The 24,446-nt window shown below is 59.2% G+C and carries 27 protein-coding genes and 2 pseudogenes; 11 read left to right on the top strand and 18 right to left on the bottom strand.

Annotated elements, in window-relative coordinates; all coding sequences use genetic code 11:
- The 4 genes from fdh3B to msub_RS18105 all read left to right on the top strand — a co-directional run bounded on the left by fdh3B (nucleotide 1) and on the right by msub_RS18105 (nucleotide 2,235).
- Complete coding sequence (gene fdh3B, locus msub_RS18120; protein WP_048497540.1) at nucleotides 1-609, top strand: formate dehydrogenase FDH3 subunit beta; 609 nt, start codon at nucleotides 1-3, stop codon at nucleotides 607-609.
- 87 nt (nucleotides 610-696) lie between these two features.
- Nucleotides 697-1,869: a formate dehydrogenase subunit gamma gene (locus msub_RS18115; protein WP_048497539.1), complete on the top strand. Its 1,173-nt coding sequence runs from the start codon at nucleotides 697-699 to the stop codon at nucleotides 1,867-1,869.
- Nucleotides 1,866-1,991 (top strand): hypothetical protein, encoded by a 126-nt coding sequence (locus tag msub_RS22420; protein ID WP_048497538.1) that lies wholly within the window; start codon nucleotides 1,866-1,868, stop codon nucleotides 1,989-1,991. Before msub_RS18115 ends, msub_RS22420 begins: the two co-directional genes overlap by 4 nt.
- Nucleotides 1,984-2,235: a sulfurtransferase TusA family protein gene (locus tag msub_RS18105; RefSeq protein WP_048497537.1), complete on the top strand. Its 252-nt coding sequence runs from the start codon at nucleotides 1,984-1,986 to the stop codon at nucleotides 2,233-2,235. Before msub_RS22420 ends, msub_RS18105 begins: the two co-directional genes overlap by 8 nt.
- 27 nt (nucleotides 2,236-2,262) lie before the next feature.
- Here the strand turns inward: msub_RS18105 and msub_RS18100 are convergent, their stop codons facing one another.
- From msub_RS18100 to msub_RS18090, 3 genes are all read right to left on the bottom strand, one after another.
- Nucleotides 2,263-2,550 carry a hypothetical protein gene (locus msub_RS18100; RefSeq protein WP_048498017.1) on the bottom strand — a complete coding sequence of 96 codons (288 nt, stop codon included), beginning with the start codon at nucleotides 2,548-2,550 and terminating at the stop codon, nucleotides 2,263-2,265.
- A gap of 64 nt (nucleotides 2,551-2,614) precedes the next feature.
- Nucleotides 2,615-2,989, bottom strand: coding sequence for a hypothetical protein (locus msub_RS18095; protein WP_227506847.1), 375 nt, complete (start codon nucleotides 2,987-2,989; stop codon nucleotides 2,615-2,617).
- A gap of 115 nt (nucleotides 2,990-3,104) precedes the next feature.
- Nucleotides 3,105-4,292 (bottom strand): GGDEF domain-containing protein, encoded by a 1,188-nt coding sequence (locus msub_RS18090; RefSeq protein WP_048497536.1) that lies wholly within the window; start codon nucleotides 4,290-4,292, stop codon nucleotides 3,105-3,107.
- 144 nt (nucleotides 4,293-4,436) lie between these two features.
- On the opposite strand from msub_RS18090, the gene nfsA reads away from it, so the two are divergent.
- Nucleotides 4,437-5,174 (top strand): oxygen-insensitive NADPH nitroreductase, encoded by a 738-nt coding sequence (gene nfsA / locus msub_RS18085; protein ID WP_048497535.1) that lies wholly within the window; start codon nucleotides 4,437-4,439, stop codon nucleotides 5,172-5,174.
- Between the two features lie 13 nt (nucleotides 5,175-5,187).
- Here the strand turns inward: nfsA and msub_RS18080 are convergent, their stop codons facing one another.
- The 4 genes from msub_RS18080 to msub_RS18065 all read right to left on the bottom strand — a co-directional run bounded on the left by msub_RS18080 (nucleotide 5,188) and on the right by msub_RS18065 (nucleotide 9,107).
- Complete coding sequence (locus msub_RS18080) at nucleotides 5,188-5,928, bottom strand: ParA family protein (RefSeq protein WP_048497534.1); 741 nt, start codon at nucleotides 5,926-5,928, stop codon at nucleotides 5,188-5,190.
- Nucleotides 5,929-6,094: 166 nt separating this feature from the next.
- Nucleotides 6,095-6,850 (bottom strand): putative 4-mercaptohistidine N1-methyltransferase, encoded by a 756-nt coding sequence (locus tag msub_RS18075; RefSeq protein ID WP_048497533.1) that lies wholly within the window; start codon nucleotides 6,848-6,850, stop codon nucleotides 6,095-6,097.
- Between the two features lie 39 nt (nucleotides 6,851-6,889).
- Nucleotides 6,890-7,711, bottom strand: coding sequence for an ethanolamine ammonia-lyase subunit EutC (gene eutC / locus msub_RS18070; RefSeq protein ID WP_048497532.1), 822 nt, complete (start codon nucleotides 7,709-7,711; stop codon nucleotides 6,890-6,892).
- Nucleotides 7,704-9,107 (bottom strand): ethanolamine ammonia-lyase subunit EutB, encoded by a 1,404-nt coding sequence (locus msub_RS18065; RefSeq protein WP_048497531.1) that lies wholly within the window; start codon nucleotides 9,105-9,107, stop codon nucleotides 7,704-7,706. The genes eutC and msub_RS18065 overlap by 8 nt, the downstream gene beginning before the upstream one ends.
- 201 nt (nucleotides 9,108-9,308) lie before the next feature.
- On the opposite strand from msub_RS18065, the gene msub_RS18060 reads away from it, so the two are divergent.
- The 6 genes from msub_RS18060 (at nucleotide 9,309) to msub_RS18035 (ending at nucleotide 14,525) form a co-directional block, all read left to right on the top strand.
- Nucleotides 9,309-10,298 carry an LLM class flavin-dependent oxidoreductase gene (locus msub_RS18060; protein WP_048497530.1) on the top strand — a complete coding sequence of 330 codons (990 nt, stop codon included), beginning with the start codon at nucleotides 9,309-9,311 and terminating at the stop codon, nucleotides 10,296-10,298.
- A gap of 20 nt (nucleotides 10,299-10,318) precedes the next feature.
- A complete protein-coding gene (locus msub_RS18055; protein WP_048497529.1) occupies nucleotides 10,319-10,855 on the top strand; it encodes an alpha/beta fold hydrolase in 537 nt (178 codons plus the stop codon).
- 140 nt (nucleotides 10,856-10,995) lie between these two features.
- Nucleotides 10,996-12,027, top strand: coding sequence for a TRAP transporter substrate-binding protein (locus msub_RS18050; protein ID WP_048497528.1), 1,032 nt, complete (start codon nucleotides 10,996-10,998; stop codon nucleotides 12,025-12,027).
- Between the two features lie 107 nt (nucleotides 12,028-12,134).
- Nucleotides 12,135-12,728 (top strand): TRAP transporter small permease, encoded by a 594-nt coding sequence (locus tag msub_RS18045; RefSeq protein ID WP_048497527.1) that lies wholly within the window; start codon nucleotides 12,135-12,137, stop codon nucleotides 12,726-12,728.
- A 34-nt stretch (nucleotides 12,729-12,762) separates the two neighbouring features.
- On the top strand, nucleotides 12,763-14,046 hold the full coding sequence (locus msub_RS18040; RefSeq protein WP_048497526.1) for a TRAP transporter large permease: 1,284 nt from the start codon (nucleotides 12,763-12,765) through the stop codon (nucleotides 14,044-14,046).
- A 38-nt stretch (nucleotides 14,047-14,084) separates the two neighbouring features.
- Entirely contained in the window at nucleotides 14,085-14,525 is a 441-nt protein-coding gene (locus msub_RS18035; RefSeq protein ID WP_048497525.1) for a universal stress protein, read from the top strand.
- A 34-nt stretch (nucleotides 14,526-14,559) separates the two neighbouring features.
- Here the strand turns inward: msub_RS18035 and msub_RS22415 are convergent.
- From msub_RS22415 to msub_RS17980, 11 genes and pseudogenes are all read right to left on the bottom strand, one after another.
- Nucleotides 14,560-14,895, bottom strand: a pseudogene (locus tag msub_RS22415) (thiol-disulfide oxidoreductase DCC family protein); the annotation flags it as partial.
- A 33-nt stretch (nucleotides 14,896-14,928) separates the two neighbouring features.
- Nucleotides 14,929-15,240 (bottom strand): annotated as a pseudogene (locus tag msub_RS22410) (antibiotic biosynthesis monooxygenase family protein); the annotation flags it as partial.
- 63 nt (nucleotides 15,241-15,303) lie between these two features.
- Nucleotides 15,304-16,155, bottom strand: a complete 852-nt coding sequence (locus msub_RS18020) for an ABC transporter permease (RefSeq protein WP_048497524.1) — start codon at nucleotides 16,153-16,155, stop codon at nucleotides 15,304-15,306.
- Nucleotides 16,156-16,159: 4 nt separating this feature from the next.
- Nucleotides 16,160-17,020 (bottom strand): ABC transporter permease, encoded by an 861-nt coding sequence (locus tag msub_RS18015; RefSeq protein WP_048497523.1) that lies wholly within the window; start codon nucleotides 17,018-17,020, stop codon nucleotides 16,160-16,162.
- Nucleotides 17,017-18,111, bottom strand: a complete 1,095-nt coding sequence (locus msub_RS18010; protein WP_048497522.1) for an ABC transporter ATP-binding protein — start codon at nucleotides 18,109-18,111, stop codon at nucleotides 17,017-17,019. The genes msub_RS18015 and msub_RS18010 overlap by 4 nt, the downstream gene beginning before the upstream one ends.
- A 5-nt stretch (nucleotides 18,112-18,116) precedes the next feature.
- Entirely contained in the window at nucleotides 18,117-19,202 is a 1,086-nt protein-coding gene (locus msub_RS18005; protein ID WP_048497521.1) for an extracellular solute-binding protein, read from the bottom strand.
- 152 nt (nucleotides 19,203-19,354) lie between these two features.
- Complete coding sequence (locus tag msub_RS18000) at nucleotides 19,355-20,395, bottom strand: extracellular solute-binding protein (RefSeq protein ID WP_048497520.1); 1,041 nt, start codon at nucleotides 20,393-20,395, stop codon at nucleotides 19,355-19,357.
- Nucleotides 20,392-21,162, bottom strand: coding sequence for a spermidine/putrescine ABC transporter permease PotC (gene potC, locus msub_RS17995; protein ID WP_048497519.1), 771 nt, complete (start codon nucleotides 21,160-21,162; stop codon nucleotides 20,392-20,394). The genes msub_RS18000 and potC overlap by 4 nt, the downstream gene beginning before the upstream one ends.
- Nucleotides 21,162-22,019: a spermidine/putrescine ABC transporter permease PotB gene (gene potB / locus msub_RS17990; RefSeq protein WP_048497518.1), complete on the bottom strand. Its 858-nt coding sequence runs from the start codon at nucleotides 22,017-22,019 to the stop codon at nucleotides 21,162-21,164. Before potB ends, potC begins: the two co-directional genes overlap by 1 nt.
- A complete protein-coding gene (potA, locus tag msub_RS17985) occupies nucleotides 22,012-23,136 on the bottom strand; it encodes a spermidine/putrescine ABC transporter ATP-binding protein PotA (protein WP_048497517.1) in 1,125 nt (374 codons plus the stop codon). The genes potB and potA overlap by 8 nt, the downstream gene beginning before the upstream one ends.
- A 129-nt stretch (nucleotides 23,137-23,265) precedes the next feature.
- Complete coding sequence (locus msub_RS17980; protein WP_048497516.1) at nucleotides 23,266-24,333, bottom strand: TRAP transporter substrate-binding protein; 1,068 nt, start codon at nucleotides 24,331-24,333, stop codon at nucleotides 23,266-23,268.
- Nucleotides 24,334-24,446 lie beyond the last annotated feature (113 nt).

The raw sequence follows: 24,446 nt of genomic DNA, 5'->3' as shown, positions 1-24,446 counted from the left end.
ATGGCACTTGAAGGACAAGCACGCGCAAAATTCCTTTGCGACGCCGAACGCTGCATCGAATGTAATGCCTGCGTTACGGCCTGTAAGAATGAACACGAAGTCCCCTGGGGCATCAACCGTCGGCGCGTGGTAACCATCGAAGATGGCAAGCCCGGCGAGCGCTCGATCTCGGTAGCCTGCATGCACTGTTCAGACGCGCCCTGTATGGCCGTTTGCCCGGTGGATTGCTTCTACCAGACCGAAGACGGCATCGTGTTGCACTCCAAGGATCTCTGCATTGGTTGTGGCTATTGTTTCTACGCTTGCCCCTTCGGCGCACCCCAGTTTCCCCAGGCGGGCAACTTTGGTACCCGAGGCAAGATGGACAAATGCACCTTCTGTGCAGGTGGCCCTGAAGAAGACAATTCCTCAGCCGAGTTCTCCAAGTACGGGCGCAACCGTATTGCGGAGGGCAAGTTGCCGATCTGTGCGGAGATGTGCTCGACCAAAGCCCTGTTGGCCGGTGACGGCAACGAGGTGGCGGACATCTATCGCCAGCGCATTGTGAACCGCGGTTTTGGTTCCGGCGCCTGGGGATGGGGCACAGCCTACGGGATGAAAGGCGAATAAGCTGGCCTGAGTGTTCCGGGGCCCTTCGGGGCCCCGGCATGCATTGAGGCAACGAATTATTCCTGGTGATTCCGTTGGAGTGCTCTAATGAACAAAAAATTATTGAGTGCCGCCGTCTTTTTGCTGGTGGCGCTAATGTTTCACCCTGCCTGGGCACAGGAGGTCCCGACGGTTGATCGCACCGCGACCGGAGGTGCCCAAACCCTCGAAGATATCCTGCGCCGTCAGCAACAACTGGAAGTCGACGAGAAGTTCCGGTCGGAAAACATCGGCGATCCAGCCGATGCACCGCCAATTTCGGCGCCACTGGGCACCCGGGGCGGGGTTTCCGATGCCGAAGCCTGGCGCGCCATACGGTACAACGAGATTGATCCAGCCACGCAAGTCCGGGGGCCAGCCGCAGAGGTTCTGATCCAGGACGGTGGAATGCCCTGGTACAAGCTCCGCGAGGGGCCGATTATCACCTACGGCGGTCTTGCGCTTCTGGGGATCATTGCCCTGTTGGCGGTGTTCTACCTGGTTCGTGGCAAAGTCAGGATTGAGGGCGGCCCTGCGGGCACCACGATTGAGCGCTTCAAGGCCATCGAACGCTTTGGCCACTGGCTGCTGGCCGGCTCGTTTATTGCGCTGGGGCTGACCGGGCTGATAACCCTGATGGGGCGCAGTTTCCTTATCCCGGTGCTGGGGCCCGATGCCTTCGCAACTCTGGCTGCAGGTTCCAAATGGCTGCACAACAACGTGTCCTGGGCCTTTATGCTGGGGCTGGTGATGACCTTTGTCATGTGGGTGGCCCATAACATCCCCAACAAGCTTGACTGGCAATGGCTCAAGGCGGGCGGAGGCATCTTTACCAAGAGCCATCCCTCTGCCAGGAAGTTCAACGCCGGCCAGAAGATCGTGTTCTGGACCGTGATGATTCTGGGCTTCTCCGTATCCCTGTCAGGTCTGTCGCTGCTGTTCCCATTCCACTTGCCGATGTTTTCTGACACCTTTGGGCTGGTCAACAGTGTACTGGGAACGAGCTTGCCAACCGACCTGGCACCCCATGAAGAGATGCAGTATGCCAACATCTGGCATTCGATTGTCGCCTTTGTAATGATGTTGGCCATCATAGCTCACATCTACATCGGTACTGTCGGCATGGAAGGCGCTTTCGATGCCATGGGCAATGGCAACGTTGATGTGGAGTGGGCCCGCCAGCACCACGATCTGTGGGTGGCTGAAGTCGAAGCCAAACAGGGCAAAGGAGAATCATCGTGAAGGTCATGATTTCCGCATTTGTCGCGGCCCTTGTCATTGCCGCTCTCGCGCCGGTTGTGCTCAACCAGTTCGGCTGGTCCTCGGCCGAGCAGACCAGCACCGAGAGTGTACGCCTTGACTGATCAGTCAGAGGCATCCCAGGAGGTACACCAGATCGACGCCGTCGGTCTGGTGTGCCCTCTTCCCATCTTACGATTCAAGAAACGGATTCAGGGGTTGCCGAGCGGGACGCAGGTGGAGTTCCTCGCCGACGACCCCACCGGCCGCCGGGATCTTCAGGCGCTTTGCGAGATTACCGGCCACCGGATTGAATGGATTCGGGAAGAGGGCGCGGGTGTCATACGGTATCGTATTTGCCTGGCCTAGGCGACGAACCCATTACCTACCAGGTTTCTAACGTTTGTCCTCCGGGCCAACCAGGCCTGCCAACTTCTCGCGAACCGACTCCACATTGTCCTCGCCGCTCTGCTTGATCTCATCCAGCTTTTTACGGCCGTCGGAGATTTTGCCCTGCACCGAGCGGAGGGCGTCGGAGGCGCTTTGCTGGATGTCGGCGCTGGCTTTCTGGTTCTGGGCTTCAGACTCCTTGGCATCGGCTTCCGCTTCCAGGGCGTCGGCTTCTTTCTCCCACGCATCCAACTGGGCTTCGGCTTTCCGGATCAGTTCGTCTTTAAGTGACATGATCAACCTCGCTTTCAAATCCATTGAATTTCACGGTTCATCCTCCACAAACCCGCGCCCGGCATCAACAAAGGTAAATTACGGAAACGTTATGTGGCCTCACCGGCGCCGGATCCCCCCGGCCCACCCTCATGGCGCAAGGGAAAATTCCGCCGAACACCAGGTACCCACCGGGCTGCAAGGGCCCCTGCCGAAGCACTTGAAGCACGTTGGTGTCGTCCGCGCTGACCTGTCGATATTCAGTAACCGTCATCAGTTTCTCCTCACCGGCACGGGTGAAGAGCACCACCTGGAAACACTGCACGTGCACCGTCTCCTTGCCCATATTCACCAGCAGGCACAGCGCATCCGGGTTTTCATTCTGGGCATGGTGAATCAGAAGATAGGGCCGGTTATTCCGTTTGTACTGCAGGAAAAAGAGCTTTGGGGCAATGTTCAATTCAGCGGGACAGGTGGAGCAACAGAACAGCGCCCGCACATCCAATGGTTATTGAATAACCATTGGATGTGCGGGTGGAAGAAGGGGCCCGGTTCTAACCGGCAGACTCCAGGCACTATTCTGCAGTCACTGAAGCGGGAATAAATTCAGCCCGGTTCCGGCCATTGCGTTTGGCCCGGTATAGCGCAGCATCGGCGGCAGCCATCATATCCTCGAAGCCGGCGTACTCCCGCACCAGGGTCACACCACCAATACTGGCGGACAGATGCACCGGCGCCTCTTCGATCACTCGACCAGCCTCAACAATCCGGCTCAGCAGACGCTCGGTAACCTGCCCGATTCCTTCTCCGGTATCGTTGCGCAGCACCGCGGCAAACTCCTCTCCCCCAACCCGGCCAATGATATCGTCTTCCCGCAATTCCGACGCCATTAGCCCGGCCACGACACGCAGTACCCGATCGCCCACGGCATGCCCCCAACGATCATTGATCTGTTTGAAATGATCCAGGTCGATCATCAGCACCGTAATAGGTTTACGGTTTTCCCGGGCCTGGACGAACGCCTGACGGCCCTCCCGGTAAAATGCCCTGCGATTGAACAGCTGGGTCAGTTCATCCCGCTCCGCCAGTGCAACCAGGGCCCGCTCGGCACGGCTGAAAGCAAGTAACGGCAATGCCATAGCGGTGGCGCTCACCAACAACAGGTGATTAATCAGGATCAGCTTCAGCAACGGGCCTATATCCGGCTGCAACTGCCCGGCGGCAGAGGCGATAACAACCAGCACCTGGGCCATCATCAGGGTGCCGTGAACCGCGAACAGCCCTTGCAGAATGACAATCGGCAACCTCGGCTTGCGCTCGATCGAACCCAGCCGGTAGATAGCCAGGCTGAACACCAGCGCCGAGAAAAGCGCCGTCAGGAATCGGGCAAAGGCGGGATCCAGGCCTGCACCCACGGCCAGCCCCAGCAAGTAGAGAACGCCAGCGGTGTATAACAACTGTGCCGAACGGCGATTACCGGCCAGGGGAAGGTTCATTAGCGCATGAATGCCGGCAAGGAGCAGCAGGGGCGAGATGCCCAGAATAAGGTGCGCAACAAAGATTGTGAGCACAGGGGCCGCTAACAGCTCCCGGGCGACAGCAAACCCCGTACCCAGCACGAATGTGAGACAGGCCAGGGCCCAGAGTTTGAAACAGCGCTCCCGATGCCGCAGATGGTAAATCGCCCAAAGCATGCCCGCGATCAGGAGGTTAATCATGACCGAAGTGACCAGCAACGTTGGCAGGTGCATGTTCAGGTCCATGTGTGTCAGGGCGATCCGGCCGGCAAGAAATTTGATTTGAGCATATCAACATAACCCTGCAATCCGCGCGTCGGCTATGTAGCGTTTGGTATGATAATTGTCACGAATTAAGACACCACAGCCACCAAATCACAGTGAGACCAAATGAATCCAACTATCGAACTTCTGAAATCCCACCGTTCCATCCGCAAATTCACCGACCGGAAAATTCCCCGGGAGCTGCTGGAAGAGCTGATCAGTGCCGGGCAGTGCGCGGCCACGTCTAACCATGTGCAGGCCTACTCGGTGATTCACGTGGTCAATCCGGAGAACCGTCGGAAAATTGCGGAACTGGCTGGCGGCCAGGCCCATGTCGCCGAAGCGTCCGATTTTCTGGTGTTCTGCGCCGACGTGAAGCGCTCCACCGAAGCCGCCGAGCGAGCCGGCGCCGAAGTGGTGCGAGGCATGACCGAGCAGCTGGTTGTCGCCAGTGTCGATGCCGCACTGATGGCCCAGAACGTGGCCATTGCGGCGGAATCCGAAGGGCTTGGGCTGTGTTACGTGGGAGGCATCCGCAACAACCCTGCGGAGGTGGCGGAGATTCTGAAGCTGCCACCCCATGTCTACCCGGTATTTGGCATGAGCCTGGGATACCCCGATCAGAGTCCGGAGGTAAAACCCCGGCTGCCACTGAAAAGCATCCTCAAGGAGGATTTTTACGACGATCGGCAGGATGAAGAACAGGTAGCGGCGTTTGACGACACCATGCACCGGTACTATCTGGAGCGCACGGGTGGCAACAAGGAATCCAGTTGGTCAAAAGAGCTGGCGCCGCTGTTCACCACCAAACTGCGGCCGCACATGCGCGAGTTCCTCAACAAGCGCGGTTTCGAGATGAAATAACAACGGCGAAAGCTCACAGCAGGCGCCGGATCTCCTTCCACAACCGGCGATAGGCGTCTGCCGCCACCGAGCCGGGCGCCAGTATCTCCACCGGGATGCCTTCCTCGCCCATCTTCTCCACCACACTGGCGTTGGGAATGATGGTTTTCAGACCCTTGGGCAGGATCTCATCCTGGTTATTGATCAGCTCCCGATGCAGGCCCTTGCGGCGGTCTGCCATGGAATAGAACGGGTGCAGCTTGGAGGGCTTCAGCTTTTTGTCCCTGGCAAACGCCTGCAACTGTTTCCAGCTGTTCAGGGATAACCAGGTGGGGATCACCGGCACAAACACCTGGTCCGCCGCTTTGATAACCTGTTCGGACAATCTGGACAATGAAGGCGGGCAATCGAGAATCACCAGGCTGGTTTCCTCCGAGAGCGGCGCCAGCCATTGCTTGATCAGGTTGCCTTCGTCCTCCTGGTCCAGCTTTACGTCAAGATTCCGGAAACTGGTATGGGAGGGAATGAAATCCAGATTGGCGTAGCCGCTTTCGTGGATGAACTCGGCGATGGGGGTCTTGCCCTTGAGCAAGTGGGAAAGCTTGTGGCCCTTGACCTCGCCGGCACCCGCCAGATACCAGCTGGATGCCCCCTGCGGGTCCAGATCCCAAAGCAGGGTGGAGTAGCCGGCCTGGCTGGCAAGATAGGCAATATTGACCGCCGCCGCGGTTTTGCCGACACCCCCCTTGAGACTGTAAAACGCAATGGTCCTCATCTTGCGACATCCTTTTTTCGGGCATAAAAAAACCGGGGAAGTCCCCGGCTAAAGCATTCACACGATGCACAACACAATGCATGTCGTCCTGATGAGTTCTCAGAATACGCTTACCGGGTGACAGTTTGATGACAGCCTCGGAGGCCACCACAAAAACTCGTTCTGATCACTGACTCACCTTCTCCCAGACCGTCAGCTCGGAGAAGCTGTGCTGGAACTTGTTCCGGGTCTCGCGGATAACAAACGGCAGGCTCCAGGGCTCAAAGAGCAGCCGGAAATGCGGCGCAAGCATCTCGTTCAGCCCGTCGAAGGTGGAAAAGTCCTCACCGCTTTTTTTGAATCCGCCAACCCACTGGTCCTTCGGAGTGTACTCTTCCAGCCAGGTGTAGGGCGAGGCAATCACCAACAGCCCCAGCTCGTTGATCCGCTCGTGCACGGTGGTCAGAAACAGCGAAGGCTGGTAGAGCCGGTCAATAAGGTTGCCGGCCAGCACAAGATCGTAACTGGTGAATTCCGGCTTCAGGTCGCAGGCATCGCCCTGGTGGAACGCCACCCGATCCGCGAACTCCGCCAGCCCCAGAGAGGCCAGCGTTCGCTCCTGGTAGCTCACCAGGTCACCTTCTTCCGGGCGGGCATAGCGCACCTTTTTCTCCCGGGCCATTTCCTGGCACTTGGCCACGAAGGCATTGGAGAAATCGATTCCCTCCACCTGCCGGAACTTGCGGGCAAGTTCGAAGCTGGAGCGGCCGCAGGCACAGCCCAGATCCAGGGCGCGATTCAAGGGCCGACCGTCCATGGCGTCCATGGCGGCGTCTGCCAGGGCCTTGGGAAAGTTCGCCTCACCATGCCACCGCTCGCCGAAATGGAACTCCAGGTACTGCGCCAGGGTAGTGTCGTCTTCATAAAACGCGCTTTGCTGCACTTTGGGCTCTCCTTCGGCGGGTTATCAGCTCATTACGCTCTAGCGTAACAGAAAGTTCTCTATTCCCTGCTCGATCACGGATTCCTGCGACCGGTCCTTCAGCGGCACGCCGGATACCTGCAGGCGACGCGCCTCCCGCAGCAGGTAGATCATCCGCTGACTGGCTTCCGTGGCCGAAAGGCCAGCCGGTCGAATGTTGGAGATACAGTTCCGGCTGACATCGGTCAGCCCGGGCTTTGGCCCCCAGGTCAGATACACCCCGAGACTGTCCGGTGAACTCAGCCCCGGGCGCTCGCCAATCAGCACCACCACGCAGCGGGCATTGAGCCGCTGGCCGACATCATCACCAATCGCCACCCTGCCCCGGGAGACAACCACGATGGGCGCCAGTTCCCAGCTCTCGCCACCGGCCGCCAGAGCATCCAGAAACACCCGCAGCAGGGGCACGGCATGCAGTTGAACCCCATGGGAGGACAAGCCGTCGGCAACCACCAGGGCCAGATCAGTCGGTGAGTCGCCGGTATGCCCAAGCCCGTCGAGGCGGTCACAGGCCTGCTGACTGAGCCGGCGCCCCAGATCCGGCCGCTGGAGATAGGTCATCCGGTCCCCGGCCTGGCTTTCCAGATGCACCGGCGCATGCTGCAGAAGCGGACTGTTCAGTTCCGCAAGCTCAGCCATAAGCCGGTCGGTATCCAGCGGCAGATGTACAGCATCCCTGGCCCGGGCATGAGCCAGCTGGAATGCCAGCAGCTCCCGGGTCGGCAGACTGATACCCGCCCGGCCCAGACCAATCCGGGCATCGGTGCAGGCCGCCAGCCGGCGCCAGGGGTTCTCGGTGACAACCGGAGTGCGCTTACTCATCGGCCGCCTCCCCTGGCAGTTGGGCAAGGCTTGCCCGGAAGGCTGCCGGCAAGCCGTCGGCCGGCACCTTGCCTTCGGTGTCCCGGAATATCTGCATCTTTGTCAGCCACTGCTCGAACTCCGGCGCAGGCCGTTTGTCCAGAACCCGGCGCAGGTAGAGGGCATCGTGAAACGAGGTGGACTGGTAGTTCAGCATGATGTCGTCAGAGCCGGGAATGCCCATGATGAAGTTGCAACCGGCCACGCCCAGCAGTGTCAGCAGGTTATCCATATCGTCCTGGTCGGCCTCGGCGTGGTTGGTGTAACAGATATCACAGCCCATGGGCAGCCCGAGCAGCTTGCCGCAAAAATGATCCTCCAGCCCGGCGCGGGTGATTTCCCTGCCATCAAACAGGTATTCCGGCCCGATAAAACCCACCACCGTGTTCACCAGCAGCGGGTCGAACTTTCTTGCCACGGCATAGGCCCGGGCTTCACAGGTCTGCTGATCAACACCGTGATGGGCATCGGCCGACAGCGCACTTCCCTGGCCGGTCTCGAAGTACATCACATTGTTGCCCAGGGTGCCGCGTTTGAGCGACAGCGCCGCGTCCCGGGCTTCGGCCAGGGTTGCCAGATCAAACCCGAAGCTGCGGTTAGTGGCCTCGGTACCGCCAATCGACTGGAACACCAGGTCCACGGGCGCATTCTGTTCGATGGCTTCCAGTGTATTGGTCACGTGGGTCAGCACACAGGACTGGGTCGGAATCTCGTACTTGCGGATAACCTCATCCATCAGCTGCAGCAGCCGGACACTCTGCGCCACGTTGTCGGTGGCGGGATTGATCCCGATAACCGCATCGCCACTGCCGTACAGCAGGCCGTCCAGAATACTGGCGGCGATGCCGGTGATATCGTCAGTGGGGTGATTGGGCTGCAACCGGGTTGCCAGTCGCCCGGGCAAACCGAGGGTGCTGCGAAATGCCGTCGTCACCCGGCATTTGGCGGCCACCAGAATCAGGTCCTGATTGCGCATGATCTTGCAGACGGCGGCCGCCATCTCCGGGGTAATCCCGGGCCGGATCCGAACCAGCATCTCGGGCGTGGCCAGATCGCTCAACAGCCAGTTCCGGAAATCCCCCACGGTAAGGTGGGAGACAGGCTCAAAGGCCCCGGGGTCGTGATCATCCAGAATCAGCCGGGTAACTTCATCCTGCTCGTAGGGCACCAGCGCCTCGTTCAGAAAGGTTTTCAGGGGCAAGTCCGCCAGCGTCATCTGAGCCACCACCCGCTCCTCGGCGGTGTGCGCAGCGATACCAGCCAGCCGGTCACCGGAGCGCGCCGGCGTGGCTTTGGCCATCAGCTCTGCCAGCGTTGCGAACTGCCAGCGCCGGTCACCCAGACTGTACCGATACATTGCCCTCTCCCTGCAAAACCCTCTACTGCTATATTAGAGCCTGAACAAACGCCCTCAAGCAAAATCGCAATGACGACTTCAAGCCGCTGAATCCGGCGGTTGTGGTCGATCTGCAAGTCAAAGGTCGGCTAACCTTGAAACAGGCGCCCCCGGGCGCCATGTTTGCAGAGCTGTAAATTCCACTTTCTTCCCGGGAGACCCATGCGTCACTTTCCTGATTACTCACTGCTGGAACTGGCCTCCGTGCGCGAAGGCGACTCGGTGGGCACCACACTGGCCAACAGTGTGGCCTACGCCCAACGGGCGGAGAAGCTCGGATTCAAACGGTTCTGGCTGGCCGAGCACCACAACATGGAAGGCATCAGCAGCTCGGCCACCTCGGTCCTGATCGGGCACATCGCGGGGAAAACCGACGTCATCCGCGTCGGTTCCGGCGGTGTCATGCTGCCGAACCACCCGCCGTTGGTCATCGCCGAGCAGTTCGGCACCCTGGAAAGCCTGTATCCGGGGCGCATTGACCTGGGGCTTGGTCGTGCGCCGGGTACCGATCCGGTTACCGCACGCGCCCTCAGGCGCGATGGCCTGGGCGCCGAGCAGTTTCCGGAAGATGTGGCCAGCCTGCAATCGTTGCTGGGCCCTCTTCAACCGCGCCAGCCGGTCAAGGCCATTCCGGGGGCTGGCACCAACCTACCCATATGGCTCCTGGGTTCCAGCCTTTACAGCGCCCAACTCGCGGCCATGCGCGGCCTGCCCTACGCGTTTGCCGGGCACTTCGCGCCCCGGCTCTACCGGGAGGCGCTGAAGGTCTACCGCGACAATTTTCAGCCCTCAGCTCAACTGGATCAGCCCTATGCCATGCTCGCTGTTCCGGCGGTGCCCGCCGATTCGCTGGAGGAAGCCAGACACCTCGCAACCACCAGCTACCAGCGCATTCTGTCGCTGTTCCGGGGCCAGCCCCTGTGGATGAAACCGCCGGTGGCCTCCATGGACGGCCTGTGGAATGCCGGGGAGAAGGCGAGCGTGAAGGATTTCCTGGCGCTGCAATTGCTGGGCGATGCCGAGACCATCGGCCAACAGCTGGAACAACTCCTGTCGACGGTTGAGGTGGACGAGCTGATGTTTACCGTCGACATTTACGACCCTGAAAAACGTCGGCACGCCCTGGATATCCTCGCCGAAACCCGACAATAAAAACCGGAGCAACTGAGCCGATGACAACCACCACCCACGTCTTTCTCTCCCATGGCCTGGAAAGCGGCCCGGGCAGCACCAAGATCCAGGCCATGAAAGCCGAAGCCGAACGCTTTCCCGGCGTTCAGGCCCACGCCATTGACCACCGCGGCACGATGGACCCGGCTACCCGGCTGGACCAGATGCGTGAGGCGATCGACCGCTGCGGCGCCACCCCTGAGAACACCATTCTGGCCGGTTCCAGCATGGGTGGCTGGGTGTGCGCCCAGACCAGCGCGGAGTCACCGGTGCTGGGCTGTTTCTTGCTGGCGCCGGCGCTGGCGATGGCCAAATACCCCCAGTCCAGCCCGGTAATCCGGGCCCGCTTCAACCAGATCATTCATGGCTGGAATGACGACGTGGTACCGGTTATGCCGGTGCTTGATCTGGCCCGGAAACAGCAGCTACCTGTTCTGCTTCTGCCCGATGGCCACCGGTTGGAAAACAGCATCGACCGGGTCGTCAGTGAGTTCCGCGAATTTCTCAAAAGCTGCCTTTCAGATATGAATAAACCGTGATTTCATGAACTTGCGAATCGGCAAAACCACGGTGGTCGCGACTATTGTTTTCCCCAATTTCTTGCGAAAACGACGTTGTTTTGCCAGTCTTTAATAATGTAACAATAAATTTCAGTAAAAAAACGAACGGAGAAAACCCGATGAGCAGCATGAGCAAGTTCAAGAAACTGGCTGGAATTTCAGCGTTCGCGTTCGCGGCCATGACCGCAGCCAACTCTGTTAATGCCGATACCTGGCGTTACGCCCACGAAGAATATGAAGGCGATGTCCAGGACGTTTTCGCCTATGACTTCAAGGAATACGTGGAGGAGAACTCCGAGCACACAGTACAGGTTTACCGTTTCGGCGAACTGGGCGAGTCTGACGACATCATGGGGCAGACCCTGTCGGGCATCCTGCAGTTTGTAAACCAGTCACCGGGTTTCACTGGCTCACTGATTCCGTCGGCACAGATCTTTTTCATTCCGTATCTGCTACCCACCGACATGGATACAGTGGTTGAATTCTTCCGTGAAAGTGAAGCCATCAACCAGATGTTCCCCAAGATCTACGCGGATCACGGTCTCAAGCTGATCCAGATGTATCCGGAAGGTGAAATGGTGGTAACAGCGAATGAGCCGATCACCAGCCCAGCGGATTTCAATGACAAGAAAATCCGGGTGATGACCAACCCGCTCCTGTCCGCGACTTATGAAGCATTCGGCGCTACGCCGACACCGCTTCCGTGGGGCGAGGTCTACGGTGCGCTGCAGACCAACATGATCCAGGGCCAGGAAAACCCGATCTTCTGGATTCAGTCCGGCGGCCTTTATGAAGTGTCTCCTAACCTGACCTTCACCAAGCACGGCTGGTTCACCACCGCGCTCATGGCTAACCTGGATTTCTATCAGGGGCTGCCAGAAGAAGAGCAGAAGATGATCATGGAAGCGGGTGACTACGCCTTCAATAAAATCATCAAGCACATTGACGGTCTGGCACAGGAAGCGCTAGACAAGATCATGGCAGACTGCAAAGAGTGCACGGTTACCCGCCTGACCGAGGAGCAGATTGATGCATTCCAGGCGCGTGCTCCGCAGGTAAAAGAGAAATTCCTTTCCATGACTGGCGAGACAGGTGAAAAACTGCTCAACCAGTTCCAGGAAGACCTCAAGGAAGTGCAGAAAGACAAGTAATGTAAGAACGACCCCCGCCGGCTTTCTGCCGGCGGGGGAATTGCATTTACCCCGCCCCGCCAGGCACCGTTCCACCGGTCGGGAGCGGAACGCTGTGGAGCCTTCCCATGTCTGACAATTCCCCGGATCTAGACGACGATACCGGCACCTTTGAGTCCGGCTTGCCCGGGGTCCTGGGCACCATCGACGTCTTCATCAGTAAGCTGGAAGCCTTCCTGCTGGCCGCAGGCGTGATGCTCATGGCGATCAATACCTGCATCAACGTTATTGCGCGGTATGTGCTCGGCGAAGGCCTGTTTTTCTCCGGTGAGATCAACCGGATACTGATTATCCTTATTACCTTTGCCGGCATAGGCTACGCAGCCCGCCACGGCCGGCACATCCGGATGTCGGCTGTCTACGACACCATTCCGGTCAAAGGACGAAGGGTGCTGATGATCTTCATTGCACTTGTCACTTCGGTGCTGATGTTTTTCCTCTGCTACCACTCCTATTTCTGGATCGAGACGCTCTACAGCCGGGGCAGAATACTGCCCGCGCTGGGAATAGAAATCTGGTGGATTTACATCTGGGCACCGGTCGGTTTTGCCATCACCGGTATCCAATATTTGCTGACGGCCATCAAGAACCTCACCAGCAAGGACGTCTATCTGTCCACCGGTGTAACCGATGGCTATGCGGATACTGAGTCCGAGGTCTGACCCTCTGAAGCTGCATTACTAAAGGAAGGAAATCATGGCAACAATAATGATGGTGATCATGATCGGGCTGCTGTTGCTGGGCTTCCCGATGATGGTGCCTTTGATTGCCGGTGCCATTGTCGGCTTCGTAATGATGTTCGATGGCTTCGGGCAGATGGGAACCTTCATTCAGCAGATGATGGCAGGCATCCGGCCGGCATCGCTGATTGCCGTTCCGATGTTTATCCTGGCGGCAGACATCATGACCCGTGGCCAATCCGCGGACCGGCTGATCAATATGGTCATGGCATTTATCGGCCATGTGAAGGGCGGCCTGGCCATCAGTACAGCCGCTTCCTGTACCCTGTTCGGTGCGGTGTCCGGGTCTACCCAGGCCACCGTTGTGGCTGTGGGTTCACCCCTGCGGCCAAAACTGCTCAAGGCGGGTTATTCCGACTCGTTCACCCTTGCGTTGATTATCAATTCCAGCGACATTGCCTTCCTGATACCGCCCAGTATCGGCTTCATTATTTACGGGGTCATCTCAGAGACATCCATTGCCGAGCTCTTTATTGCAGGTATTGGCCCGGGGCTGCTGATCCTGCTCATGTTTTCAATTTACTGCCTGATCTATGCCCACCTGAACAAGCTACCCACGGAGGATAAATCCACCTGGGGACAAAGGGCTGTAGCAGTGCGTGAAGCCTTATGGCCGCTGTTTTTCCCGGTCATTATCGTCGGCGGCATCTATGGCGGCATTTTCAGCCCGACAGAAGCCGCTGCCGTCTGCGTGCTCTACGCCTTCCTGCTTGAGTTCGTGGTCTTCAAATCGCTCAAGTTCCCGGATATCTACCGGATCTCCAAATCCACTGGCCTGATCACCGCTGTGGTATTCATTCTGGTGGCGGTGGGTACCAGCTTCTCCTGGATCATTTCCTTCGCCCAGATTCCCCAGAGCCTTCTTGACTCGATCGGGATCAGTGAGATGGGTCCGGTTGGCGTGATGATCGCCATCAGTGTGGCGTTCTTTATTGCCTGCATGTTTGTTGACCCGATTGTGGTTATTCTGGTGCTGACACCCATCTTCGCCCCGGCGATTGAAGCCACCGGCCTGGATCCGGTGCTGGTCGGTGTACTGATCACGCTCCAGGTGGCCATCGGCTCGGCAACACCACCCTTTGGCTGCGATATATTCACGGCCATCGCGATCTTCAAGCGCCCCTACTGGGAAGTCGTTCGCGGTACGCCACCGTTTATCGTCATGCTGCTGACCGCAGCCGGCCTGATCATGGCATTCCCGCAGATTGCCCTGTTCCTGCGCGACCTGGCCTTCAGGTGATTTGACCACCCTGAAGGGTGAACCCATAGGAGAGCGACATGTTCAAACGGATTCTGGTGGCAGTTGATGGCTCGATGACCTCGTTCGATGCCCTGACCAAGGCCATAGAGCTGCAGAAACTGACCGACGCGGAAATCTATCTGCTCTGCGTTTACAAACATCACAGCCTGTTTGAGGCGTCGCTGTCGATCGGCCGCCCGGAAGGCATGGATATTCCCGATAAAGTGCTTTCGGAATACGCCAAAGGCGTGGTCAATCACGCCAAGGAGCTGGCAAAGGAGCGGGGCGCCACGCACGTCCGGGGCTTCGTTAAAGCGGGCAAGCCATCCAGGGTGATTGTCCAATTTGCCGAGGACAAAGGGGTGGACCTGATTGTTCTGGGCACCAAGGGCACCCATAGTGACAAGGACGGCATGTTCCTGGGCAGTGTCTCCCACCGGGTGGCCTCCCACGCCGAGTGCCCGGTCCTGGTGGTGTAACCCCTGCAGAGGCCTCCGCAGGACGACGGCCGGATCAGGGCATCCGGCCGGTGCGCTCAAGGCGCTTTGTGACCATTCGGTGATAGAGCCGGCTCAACAGTGGTCGAATCAGCGGCAGGGTAATCAGCCAGGCCAACGGTTTGAGTAATGGCGCCCGGGACATCAACAGGGCATAGGCGTCCAGCTCACTGTGGATAACACCGTCCTGATCCTCCACATGCAATTCCTGGAGCGCCGCTTTCGGGTCGATCCCTTTGGCCTTCAGTTCCTCATCCTTCCCGGTAATATCGACCCATTCCACCTGATCCGAACCACGACCTGCCAGGCGTTCATACTGGCGCCGGTCACGCTGGCAACCGGGGCAGGCGCCATCATAGAAAACGCGGATATTGCTGGCGGATTCTTTTGCGGGCGGCATCACGACCCATTCCGGGTCGTCGAACTCACCGATGGGCCGGATCTCGACAAAGGGTGCTGCGCTGCGAATGATGGCGGCGACGTCGGGGTTGTGCTGCGTCTCCATGGCATCCCGCTGTGCTTTGCTCTCCCAGGACGCAATTGCAATCAGGGTGTCGGGATCGCCGATTTTCCGGTGCAGCTCCGTGCCCCGGGCGCCCGGAGCCTGCTGGATGATCTTGCTGGCCCGGACCCAGGCGTCGGCGTATTCCTCGGCGGTGTGGCCGTCCTGGATATGCACTTCAAATAGAAATTTCATGGCACCTCCCGGTTGTTGCCTGTCCGGTTCAGTCACCCTGCCTGCCTATAAGCAACGGAGGCCTCAACGGGACGAACGGCCCATAGCAAGCAAAGCCAGGAATGCCGAGCCGACCATCAACAACAGGGCAACCGCATTAAGCACAGGTGTCGAGCCTTCCCGAAGACGGTTGAACAATGCCACCGTCAACGGCGTATCGCTTCCGGTCAGCATAACGGTGGTGTTGAAGTTTTCAAAGGACATCAGAAAGGCCATGGCAGCGGCCCCGAAGATAGAGGGCAGCAGCCAGGGCAGGGTTACGGTAAACCACGCCACCAGCGGGGTGGCGCCCAGGTTCAGGGCGGCTTCTTCCAGCTGCGGATCAAACTTGCGCAATCGCGCGGCAATCACCAGGGTACTCAGGGTGGTGATGAAGGTTACCTGCCCCATCACCACCAGTGTCATGCCAGGCCGGAATATGTCCAGCTCGATGCCCCAGGCGGCCGACACATCGTTGGCCATGCCACTGTAGAACACCAGGATGGACACCCCGAGAATGACGCCGGGAATGACCAGCGGCAGCAGCATCAGCAGATACAGGAATTCCTTGCCCCGGAAGTTCAGCCGCTCGAACAGCACCGCATTCACACACCCCAGTGCCAAGCTCACCAGGGTGACCCAGAAGGCAATCTGGGCACTGACCCAGAGCGCCCTGAGCAATCCATCGTCATGGAACAGACCCGTGCGGCCCCCGGTACCATCGGCAAAATACCAGTCCAGGGTAAACCCCTTCCAGGGCAGTGACGGGAAGGGCGCATCATTGAACGCAAAGACAGCAGTCACCGTCAGCGGCAGGGCCAGGTAGATAAAAAACGCAATCAGGTAAGCGAGGTAAAGGCCGTCAAACAGCTTTGAACGGGGTACCGAACGGATCATGCTCTCACCCCATCACCTTGCGCAGGGACTGGCCGGTCACTTTCAGGCCCAGCCAGACCATCACCGACGACAGCACCAGCAGCAAAACGCCCAGGGCCGCGCCCTGCTCCCAGTTAAACCGGGTAATGAACTGAGTGAAAATCTGCTGGGTGAACCAGGCGCTGTCCTTGCCCCCCATCAGCACCGGCGTGAGGTAGCTCCCCAGGGTCAGCATGAACACCACGATGCAGCCGGAGACAATGCCCGGCATGGCCCAGGGCACCACAATCTCCCGCAGCACGGTGCCGTGGCCACCGCCCAGGTCGTAGCCCGCTTCCACCAGGTTTTCGTCCATGCCATCCAGGGTGGTCACCAGGGGCACCACCATGAACAGCAGGCCGTTGTAGACCAGGCCGATGATCACCGCAACATCGTTGTACAGCATCTCCACGGGGCCATCGACCCAGCCCAGAGCCTGTAGCCAGGAACTGAACAGGCCGCTCTCGCGCAGCAGAATCATCCAGCCGTAGGTACGGACCAGCTCACTGGCCCAGAAGGGAATCAGGCAGGCCATAAAAAGAAGGCCCTTGGACCGCCCACGGGCAAGCCGGGCAATGTACCAGGCAATGGGGAAGGCAATAATCAGGGTCAGGAAGGTGGTAAACAGCGACATGACCCCGGTGCGCACAAAGGTCCGCCAGTAATAGGATTCGGTAAAGAAGTTCTGGTATTGCTGCAGGCCCCAGGTAAGGGTGTCCCAGCTTTCACGCACCTGGAAGGACACCCGCAGCATTTGCAGGTGCGGCAATAACACGAGCAGGACAATCCACAGCACAAACGGCGTCAGTAACAACCAGAGTGACAGGCGGCTGGCAGAGGACCTCACGGTTTATCCGCTCCGAAGACCCTGGCCAGCGCAGGGTCCCAGGCCAGCCGGATGGACGCATTGGCGGCCAACCTGGGTGCCGAGCCATCCTGAGGCAGCCGGGCAAAGACCGGTTGACCACCATTCTCGGCTTCCACGCGGCTGTTGGCACCATCAAACAGGGTGGTCAGTACTTTGGCCTGTATGGCCGAAAACCCGGGGCTCAGAGCATCACCGGTGAGCACCAGCGATTCGGGCCGAATGAACAGATCCGCCCGCTGGCCGCTTTCCAGGTTGCCAGAGGCCACCCTGCCCTGAACCAGGGAGCCGTCACCCAGCCGGATGTCCGCCAGCGTATCCCGGACCGCCATCACCTCGCCGGCCAGACGGTTGTTATCGCCCACAAACCCGGCCACGAACGGTGTTGCTGGCTCCCGGTAGAGCTCCTCCGGCGGGGCCACCTGATCGAACCGGCCAGCGCGCATCACTGCAACCTGATCCGACATCACCATGGCCTCGGACTGATCGTGGGTAATGTACACAAAGGTGGTGCCGAACTGTTTCTGGAGGTGCTTGAGCTCGATTTTCATCTGCTCCCGCAGTTTCAGGTCCAGGGCACCGAGGGGTTCATCCAGCAGCAGGAGCGTTGGCTCAAGCACCAGGCAGCGGGCAAGGGCCACCCGCTGGCGCTGCCCCCCGGAGAGTTCCTGCGGGTTACGGTATTCAAGCCCCGGCAGCCCCACCTGTTCCAGCACCCGGGCAATGCGCTTGCGTCGCTCGGCCACCGGCACTTTCCGGCGCTTCAGGCCGTAACCGATGTTGTCACCCACCGACATGGTGGGGAACAGGGCTAGATGCTGGAACACCATGTTCACCGGGCGGCGGTTGGGCGGCACATCGTTCATGCGCTGGCCCCGGATGTGGATGTCGCCCTCATCGGGTTTGTCGAAGCCGGCCAGCAAGCGCAACAGGGTGGTCTTGCCGCAGCCGGAGGGGCCCAGAATGGAGAAAAACGTGCCCGCAGGCACGTCCAGGGAGATATGATCCACTGCGGCATTGCTGCCAAAACGGCGGACCAGCCCCTCACAGAACAGGTCGGAATCGACTGCCATAGGGATCAGTTCGCGGCCTGAACCGTGTCCAGTACCTGACCTTCCAGGGTTTCCAGGCCCGGCGGAACCGGCGGGTACCACTTGATGTTATTGATCGCCGCCTCATCGAAGCTTTCACGATAGGCATCCCGCAGTGCCGGCTTCACGTACTCGTCGGCGCCTTTGGAGGCGGTGAAATTGCCGGACTCGTTGGTGATCCTGGCGGCGATTTCCGGCTGCATCACGAAGTTGATCCACTTGTAGGCGGCCTCTTCGTTTTCACTGCGCCGGGGAATGGCGAAGGTATCAATCCAGCCCAGGGCGCCGGATTCGGGCGCTACAAACCGGATTTCCGGGTTCTCGGCATTGAGTTTCCAGCCACCGGCATCCCAGGCCATGGCGGCTTTCACTTCACCGGTGCGCAGCAGCGCCAGCAACTGATCGCCGCCGGTCCAGTAGGTTTTGACATTGTCCTTGCAGTCAATCAGCTTCTCTTGCACCTTCGCCAGGATGGACTGGTACTTGTCCCTGTCGTCGTAGGCGGCAAACGGGTCCATCCCCATGGCAAAGGCAAAACCGATCAGGGTCGGGCGCTTGAGCCGGTAGCTGACTTCTCCGGCCACCGCCGGGTCACACAGATCGGTGTAATCCTGTACCACATCGGCCACCGAGTTGTGCACGATCAGCCCGCTGGTGCCCCACACCGAGGGCACACCATAATACTGGCCATCCAGCTCGGTGGATTCCTGTGTTGCCTTGACCATGGCAGGCTGCAACTGGTCGGTATTCACCCGGCTGAAATCAATCGGCTTGTAGATATTGAACTGGCGCTGGACGCCGACAATCCGGTCCTGGCTTGGCTGCGCCAGATCAAAACCGGCGCCGCCGGTGGCCCGCAGCTTGGAAATCATGTCTTCGTTGTTGGAGAGCGTCACCTGGACATCGATGCCGGTTTCTTTCTCGAACTGGGCAACCACGTCATCCGGGGCATAGCCACCCCAAGTGATCAGGCGCAATTCTTCCGCCGCGGCGGCGCTGGCAAAAACACTGGTGGCGAGAGCCGCAGACAACAGCACTGCGTGCTTCCGTGTCGAGGAGGGGGACCTGGCCATAACGTTTCCTTATGTCGTGGTAAGTTCAGGAGTTTGCTAACCATTTGTTACCAGAAAGTTATAGACCATGTATTGCAGTTTTGTGAAACCCGGAACAGAAAACGGAGGCCAGGGCCTCCGTTTCAGCGTTATCAAATGGCGCCCAGTGCCGCTCACTGGCCGGACTTGAGCATCTCCCAGTATTTGGCGTACACCTGAAGGGCCTCATCGCCAATATCGGTCTGGAACTCGGCATTGATCATGTCGGTCGCGTTCGGATAGCTGGCCCGGTTATTGGCAACGTCCTCCGGCAACAGCTCCCGCGCTGCGAGGTTTGGCGTGGCGTAGCCGATTTCCTCGCTGATCAGCGCGGATATTTCGGGCTGCAGCACAAAGCTGATGAACTTGTGCGCTGCCTCCGGGTTCTTGGCGTTCTTGGGAATCACAAAGCTGTCCAGCCACGCGATAATGCCTTCCTTCGGATAGACGTATTCCAGGCTCGGCATGACTTCCTGCCCCATTACGGCCTCGCCGTTCCAGATCATGCCGACATCGGTTTCGCCTTCCAGGTAGGGCATGCGGGGCGCATCGGAGTTGAAGGTGCGCACCGACGGCATCAGCTCCGACAGCTTCTCGTAAGCGGCCTTGATTTCTTCGGGGTTGGTGCTGTTGCCGGAATAGCCCAGCACCCGCAGCCCCACGTGGAAGACTTCGCGCATGTCGTTGGTGAGCATTACCCGGCCCTTGAAGCGCTCATCCCAGAGATCTGCCCAGGCGTTTACCGGCTCGCCCGACACATCCGCGGTATCCACCGCCAGGCCGGTGGTGCCCCAGAGGTAGGGAACACTGTACTGGTTGTCGGGATCAATCGGCAGATTGGTGAGCTCCGGATCCAGGTTATCAAAGCCCTCGATCTTGCTGCGGTCGATGGGCATCAGCAGGCCTTCCTGGCGCATCTTGCTGACGTAGTAGGTCGAGGGCACCGCCAAATCGTATGCGGCACTGTCGTCCAACAGTTTCAGCTTGGCGTACATGGCTTCATTGCTGTCGTAGGTGGTGTATACCACCGGAATGCCGGTTTCCTCGGTAAAGCGGTCGAGAACTTCCTGGGGCATGTATTCCGACCAGTTGTAGAGGTTGAGAACCTGCGGCTCCTCGGAACTGCAACCTGTTAATACCACTGCCAGCAAGCCGGCCAGTGCCAGTTTCTTCATCGTTTGCTCCTCATCAGGATCCATTGGGATAACATCAGCATAACCAGTGAAAACACCAGCAACAGTGTGCCCAGGGCATTCACCTCGGGTTTCAGACCCACCCGTACCATGGAATAGATACGCAGGGGCAGAATTTCATAACTCGGGCCGCTCACGAAGGTACTCACCACCACATCGTCCAGAGACAGTGTAAACCCCAGCAGCCAGCCCGCCAGCAACGCCGGCATGATCACCGGAATCAGCACGGTGCGGGTCATGGTGAAGTCGGAGGCGCCGAGATCCCGGGCCGCCTCCGGCAGGCTCTCATCAAAACCGCTGAGCCGGGCCATCACGGTAATCACCACAAAGGGCAGGCAGAAGGTCACATGGGCCAGCAGCAGGGACACGTAACCCAGTTGCAATCCCACCAGCAAAAACAGCGCCAGCAGGGAGATCGCCAGCACAATCTCCGGCGACATCATCACCACGAACAGCATGCCGTTGAGCAGCTTCTTGCCCCGGAAACGATACCGGTGCAGGGCCAGGGCCGTCAGCGCACCGATTACCGTGGACACCGTCGCCGCCGAGAGTGCCAACCAGAGGGAGTTCCACATGGCCCCGACCATCGCCCGGCTGTCGAACAGTGCCTCATACCAACGCAGGCCCAGCCCGCCCCAGTTGTAACCGGTGCGCGATTCATTGAACGAAAACACCACCAACACCCCGACGGGCACGTAGAGCAGAAGGTAGATCAGTGTCAGGTAGGCCCGGGACAACCAGCGGGTCATCAGGCTCCCTCCTCGCCCAGTCGGCGTTTACTGAGCCGGTGGGCAAACATCAGGAAGGCCATGGTTACCGTCAGTACGATGCTGGCGGCGGCGCCGAAGGGCCAGTTGCGGGCATCAAGGAACTGGTTCTTGATAACGTTCCCCACCAGCAGGTTGCGGGAACCGCCGAGGATATCCGGCACGAAAAACAGGCCCATGGCCGGCAGCAGCACCAGCATCACGCCGGCCAGTACACCGGGCAGTGTGAGCGGGACTATCACGTGGACAAAGGTAGACAGCCGGCCGGCGCCCAGGTCATGGGAGGCCAGCAGCAACTCCTGCCGGAGATCCTCGAACACCGAATACAGCGGCAGGATCATGAACGGCAGCAACAGGTACACCAGCCCGACGATCACCGCACCCTCGGTGTAAAGTAATTGCAGCGGTTCCTCAATCACTCCGAGCGAGATCAGGGCGCTGTTGAGTAGCCCGTTGGTGGCCAGAATCAGCTTGAGCGCGTAGGTGCGCACCAGGGAATTGGTCCAGAACGGCACGATCAGCAGGAAAATCAGCACCAGTTGCCGCTGCTTGCCCACTTTTGACAGCGCCCAGGCAAACGGATAGCCAATCAGCAGGCACACCAGCGTGGTCATCCCCGCCACATAGAGCGAGTGCAGGAACACCTCGAGGTACAGCGGGTCGAGCAACTGCCGATAGGCGTCCAGAGTCAGGGGCAGCGACAGGAAGGTGGCCGGATCCCGGGTCAATACGCTGGCACCCACCACCAACAGGTTCGGCACCAGAACCAGGAAGAGCAACCAGCCCCAGACGAGCACCAGAACCGCCGTCTTGAACGGCTGCTGCATGCCACTATGCATCGGCCGACAGTTCCTCTTCCGCCCGCGCCGGGCCTGCTTCTTCAGGGAGCAGCCACTCCCAGCCGTCGACCCAGCTGACTTTCACCGGCTCGCCCAGCCGGTAATCGAACGCCGGATCATCCTCATCAAAGAACTCACTGGCCAGAACCTCGGTGCCGTCGGCAAGGTGAATCACCGAATCCAGGGTACTGCCCTTGTAATTGCGCTCGACAATTTTACCGGCCACGCCCTGTTCGTCCGCCGGGTCCAGCACCCGGATATCCTCGGGGCGCAACAGCACATGCAGTTTCTGCCCCTCGAGAACCGTGAAATCCGGCTGGCGCAGGGTTCGCTTCAGACCAAACACGTCCACAGTAATCGAGCCATCGTGAACCGACTCAACGGTGCCCGGGAAGAAATTGGTTTCACCTACAAACCGCGCGGTAAACAGGTTCGCCGGGCGCTCATAGACTTCCCGGGGGGTACCCAGCTGCTGCACCGCGCCGTCCCTGAGCACCACGACCCGGTCCGACATGGACAGCGCTTCTTCCTGATCATGGGTGACAAAGACAAAGGTGATGCCCAACTCCCGCTGCAGGCGTTTCAGCTCTACCTGCATGGTGCGGCGCAGCTTGTAATCCAGCGCCGAGAGCGGCTCGTCCAGCAGCAGCAACCTGGGCCGTTTTACCACCGCCCGGGCAATGGCAACCCGCTGTTGCTGGCCACCAGAGAGCTGATGCGGTTTGCGCCGGGCGAAGTCCTGCAACTGAACCATGGTGAGAACATCTTCAACCCGCTGGCGGATTTCCTCCTTCGGGCGCTTCTCCATCTTCAGGCCGTAGGCAACATTGTCGAATACCGACATGTGGGGAAACAGGGCGTAATGCTGGAATACGGTATTGAGCGGGCGGTTCTCCGGCGCGGTGTGGGTAAGATCCTGCCCTGCCAGCGTGATCGAGCCGTGATCCGGATGTTCGAAACCCGCCATCAGGCGCAGCAGCGTGGTCTTGCCACAGCCGGAAGGTCCGAGGAGCGTGATGAACTCGCCATCGTAGATGTCGAGGTCCAGCCGGTCGAGAACGGTTTTACCACTGAATTGCTTGGAAAGATTGCTCAGGGATAGCAGTGTCTGTTTCATCGGCGCTGCCCAAAGAATGAGCGGCCTATTTTTCCAGAAAGCGACACAAACAGAAAGGGGCGTCGGGGTAATCCGAACCCCGCGCCCCTCGTTTCATCGGCCTGTCAGCAGGCCATTTGTGCCGTCAGCCTACTCGGCAACGGTGTTGAGATAGGCCTTGTCAGAGATATTGGTCCACTGGCGAACCTGTTGCAGGTAATCGCGCTGGGAGCTGATGATCTCCTTGGCCAGCGGGTCTTTAGCCGCCGCTTCGGCCAGCAGCTTGTCGGTGGCCGCGCGCAATGCGTCAATGACTTCCGGCGGGAAGGTCTTGTGGGTGACGTCCGGGTAGTCTTCCTTCATGCGATCCCAGGCCACGCCACTTTCATGGGTGCTCTGGATATACATGTCATAGGCGGCGGTGCGCATGGCGACCCTCAGGATTTCCTGGAGGTCTTTCGGAAGCTTGTTCCAGGTTTTCTGGTTAACCAGAAACTGCACCTCGGCACCCGGCTCCTGCCAGCCCGAGTAGTAGTACTTGGCGATCTGATGGAAGCCCATCTGGAAATCCAGCGCCGGGCCAACCCATTCAACCGCATCGATAGTGCCGCGCTCAAGCGCGCTGTACAGCTCGCCCGGCGGAATGTTGGTTACCGCCACACCCAGCTCGGCCATCACCTCGCCCGCGAATCCGGGTGTGCGCATCTTCAGGCCCTCCAGGTCCTCCAGCGAGTTAATTTCCTTCCGGAACCAGCCCCCCATCTGGTTACCCGTGTTACCACCGGGAAACGACAGTAGGCCGTAGGGCTCATAGACCTTCTGCATCAGCTCCATGCCGCCACCGTGATAGAACCAGGCATACTGCTCCGGCGCGATCATGCCAAACGGTACCGTGGTGAAGTACATGGCATTCGGGATGGTGCCCTTGTAGTAGTAGGACGCAGTATGCCCCATGTCATACTGGCCGTTACGCACCAGATCAAAAATACCGAAGGGCGCCTTGTGCTTGTTGGAAGGATCGATGCGAATTTTCAGTCGGCCATCCGACATGAGTTCAGCCATGTCCGCCATGTGCTGTACCGTCTCCCCCAAAATCGGAGAGTTCGGGCCCCAGGTCTGCGCAAGGCGCAGGGTGAAGTTTTCCTCGGCAACCGAGGACACGCTGAAGACAGTGGCTGCGGCAGCGACAGCCGCAAGCAGTGTTTTCCGGATTGTCATTGTGTTGGCTTCCGTTATTGTTGGTTTGAAAACAAGTATGTCTGCTACCAGTCCATCATAGCTTGCTCACGGTATCCCGCCAATCAGCGATCACGCCATTAGGCGAAATACCG

Origin of the sequence: Marinobacter subterrani (assembly GCF_001045555.1) — a bacterium.
Classification (GTDB): Bacteria; Pseudomonadota; Gammaproteobacteria; order Pseudomonadales; family Oleiphilaceae; genus Marinobacter; species Marinobacter subterrani.
The sequence above is the reverse complement of the archived record's forward strand: the minus strand, read 5'-3'. Positions and strand labels throughout refer to the sequence as shown.

Coding starts and splice junctions, on each gene's coding strand:
- msub_RS18065 (WP_048497531.1), bottom strand. CDS start 9,107: ATGTATCGGTACAGTCTGGGTGACCGGCGCTGGCAGTTCGCAACGCTG.
- msub_RS18045 (WP_048497527.1), top strand. CDS start 12,135: ATGTCTGACAATTCCCCGGATCTAGACGACGATACCGGCACCTTTGAG.
- potC (WP_048497519.1), bottom strand. CDS start 21,162: ATGACCCGCTGGTTGTCCCGGGCCTACCTGACACTGATCTACCTTCTG.
- msub_RS18005 (WP_048497521.1), bottom strand. CDS start 19,202: ATGGCCAGGTCCCCCTCCTCGACACGGAAGCACGCAGTGCTGTTGTCT.
- msub_RS18080 (WP_048497534.1), bottom strand. CDS start 5,928: ATGAGGACCATTGCGTTTTACAGTCTCAAGGGGGGTGTCGGCAAAACC.
- msub_RS17980 (WP_048497516.1), bottom strand. CDS start 24,333: ATGACAATCCGGAAAACACTGCTTGCGGCTGTCGCTGCCGCAGCCACT.
- msub_RS18060 (WP_048497530.1), top strand. CDS start 9,309: ATGCGTCACTTTCCTGATTACTCACTGCTGGAACTGGCCTCCGTGCGC.
- msub_RS18090 (WP_048497536.1), bottom strand. CDS start 4,292: ATGGACCTGAACATGCACCTGCCAACGTTGCTGGTCACTTCGGTCATG.
- msub_RS18055 (WP_048497529.1), top strand. CDS start 10,319: ATGACAACCACCACCCACGTCTTTCTCTCCCATGGCCTGGAAAGCGGC.
- msub_RS18115 (WP_048497539.1), top strand. CDS start 697: ATGAACAAAAAATTATTGAGTGCCGCCGTCTTTTTGCTGGTGGCGCTA.
- msub_RS18000 (WP_048497520.1), bottom strand. CDS start 20,395: ATGAAGAAACTGGCACTGGCCGGCTTGCTGGCAGTGGTATTAACAGGT.
- nfsA (WP_048497535.1), top strand. CDS start 4,437: ATGAATCCAACTATCGAACTTCTGAAATCCCACCGTTCCATCCGCAAA.
- msub_RS18050 (WP_048497528.1), top strand. CDS start 10,996: ATGAGCAGCATGAGCAAGTTCAAGAAACTGGCTGGAATTTCAGCGTTC.
- msub_RS18010 (WP_048497522.1), bottom strand. CDS start 18,111: ATGGCAGTCGATTCCGACCTGTTCTGTGAGGGGCTGGTCCGCCGTTTT.
- msub_RS18035 (WP_048497525.1), top strand. CDS start 14,085: ATGTTCAAACGGATTCTGGTGGCAGTTGATGGCTCGATGACCTCGTTC.
- eutC (WP_048497532.1), bottom strand. CDS start 7,711: ATGAGTAAGCGCACTCCGGTTGTCACCGAGAACCCCTGGCGCCGGCTG.
- msub_RS18020 (WP_048497524.1), bottom strand. CDS start 16,155: ATGATCCGTTCGGTACCCCGTTCAAAGCTGTTTGACGGCCTTTACCTC.
- potA (WP_048497517.1), bottom strand. CDS start 23,136: ATGAAACAGACACTGCTATCCCTGAGCAATCTTTCCAAGCAATTCAGT.
- msub_RS18100 (WP_048498017.1), bottom strand. CDS start 2,550: ATGTCACTTAAAGACGAACTGATCCGGAAAGCCGAAGCCCAGTTGGAT.
- msub_RS18040 (WP_048497526.1), top strand. CDS start 12,763: ATGGCAACAATAATGATGGTGATCATGATCGGGCTGCTGTTGCTGGGC.
- potB (WP_048497518.1), bottom strand. CDS start 22,019: ATGCATAGTGGCATGCAGCAGCCGTTCAAGACGGCGGTTCTGGTGCTC.
- fdh3B (WP_048497540.1), top strand. CDS start 1: ATGGCACTTGAAGGACAAGCACGCGCAAAATTCCTTTGCGACGCCGAA.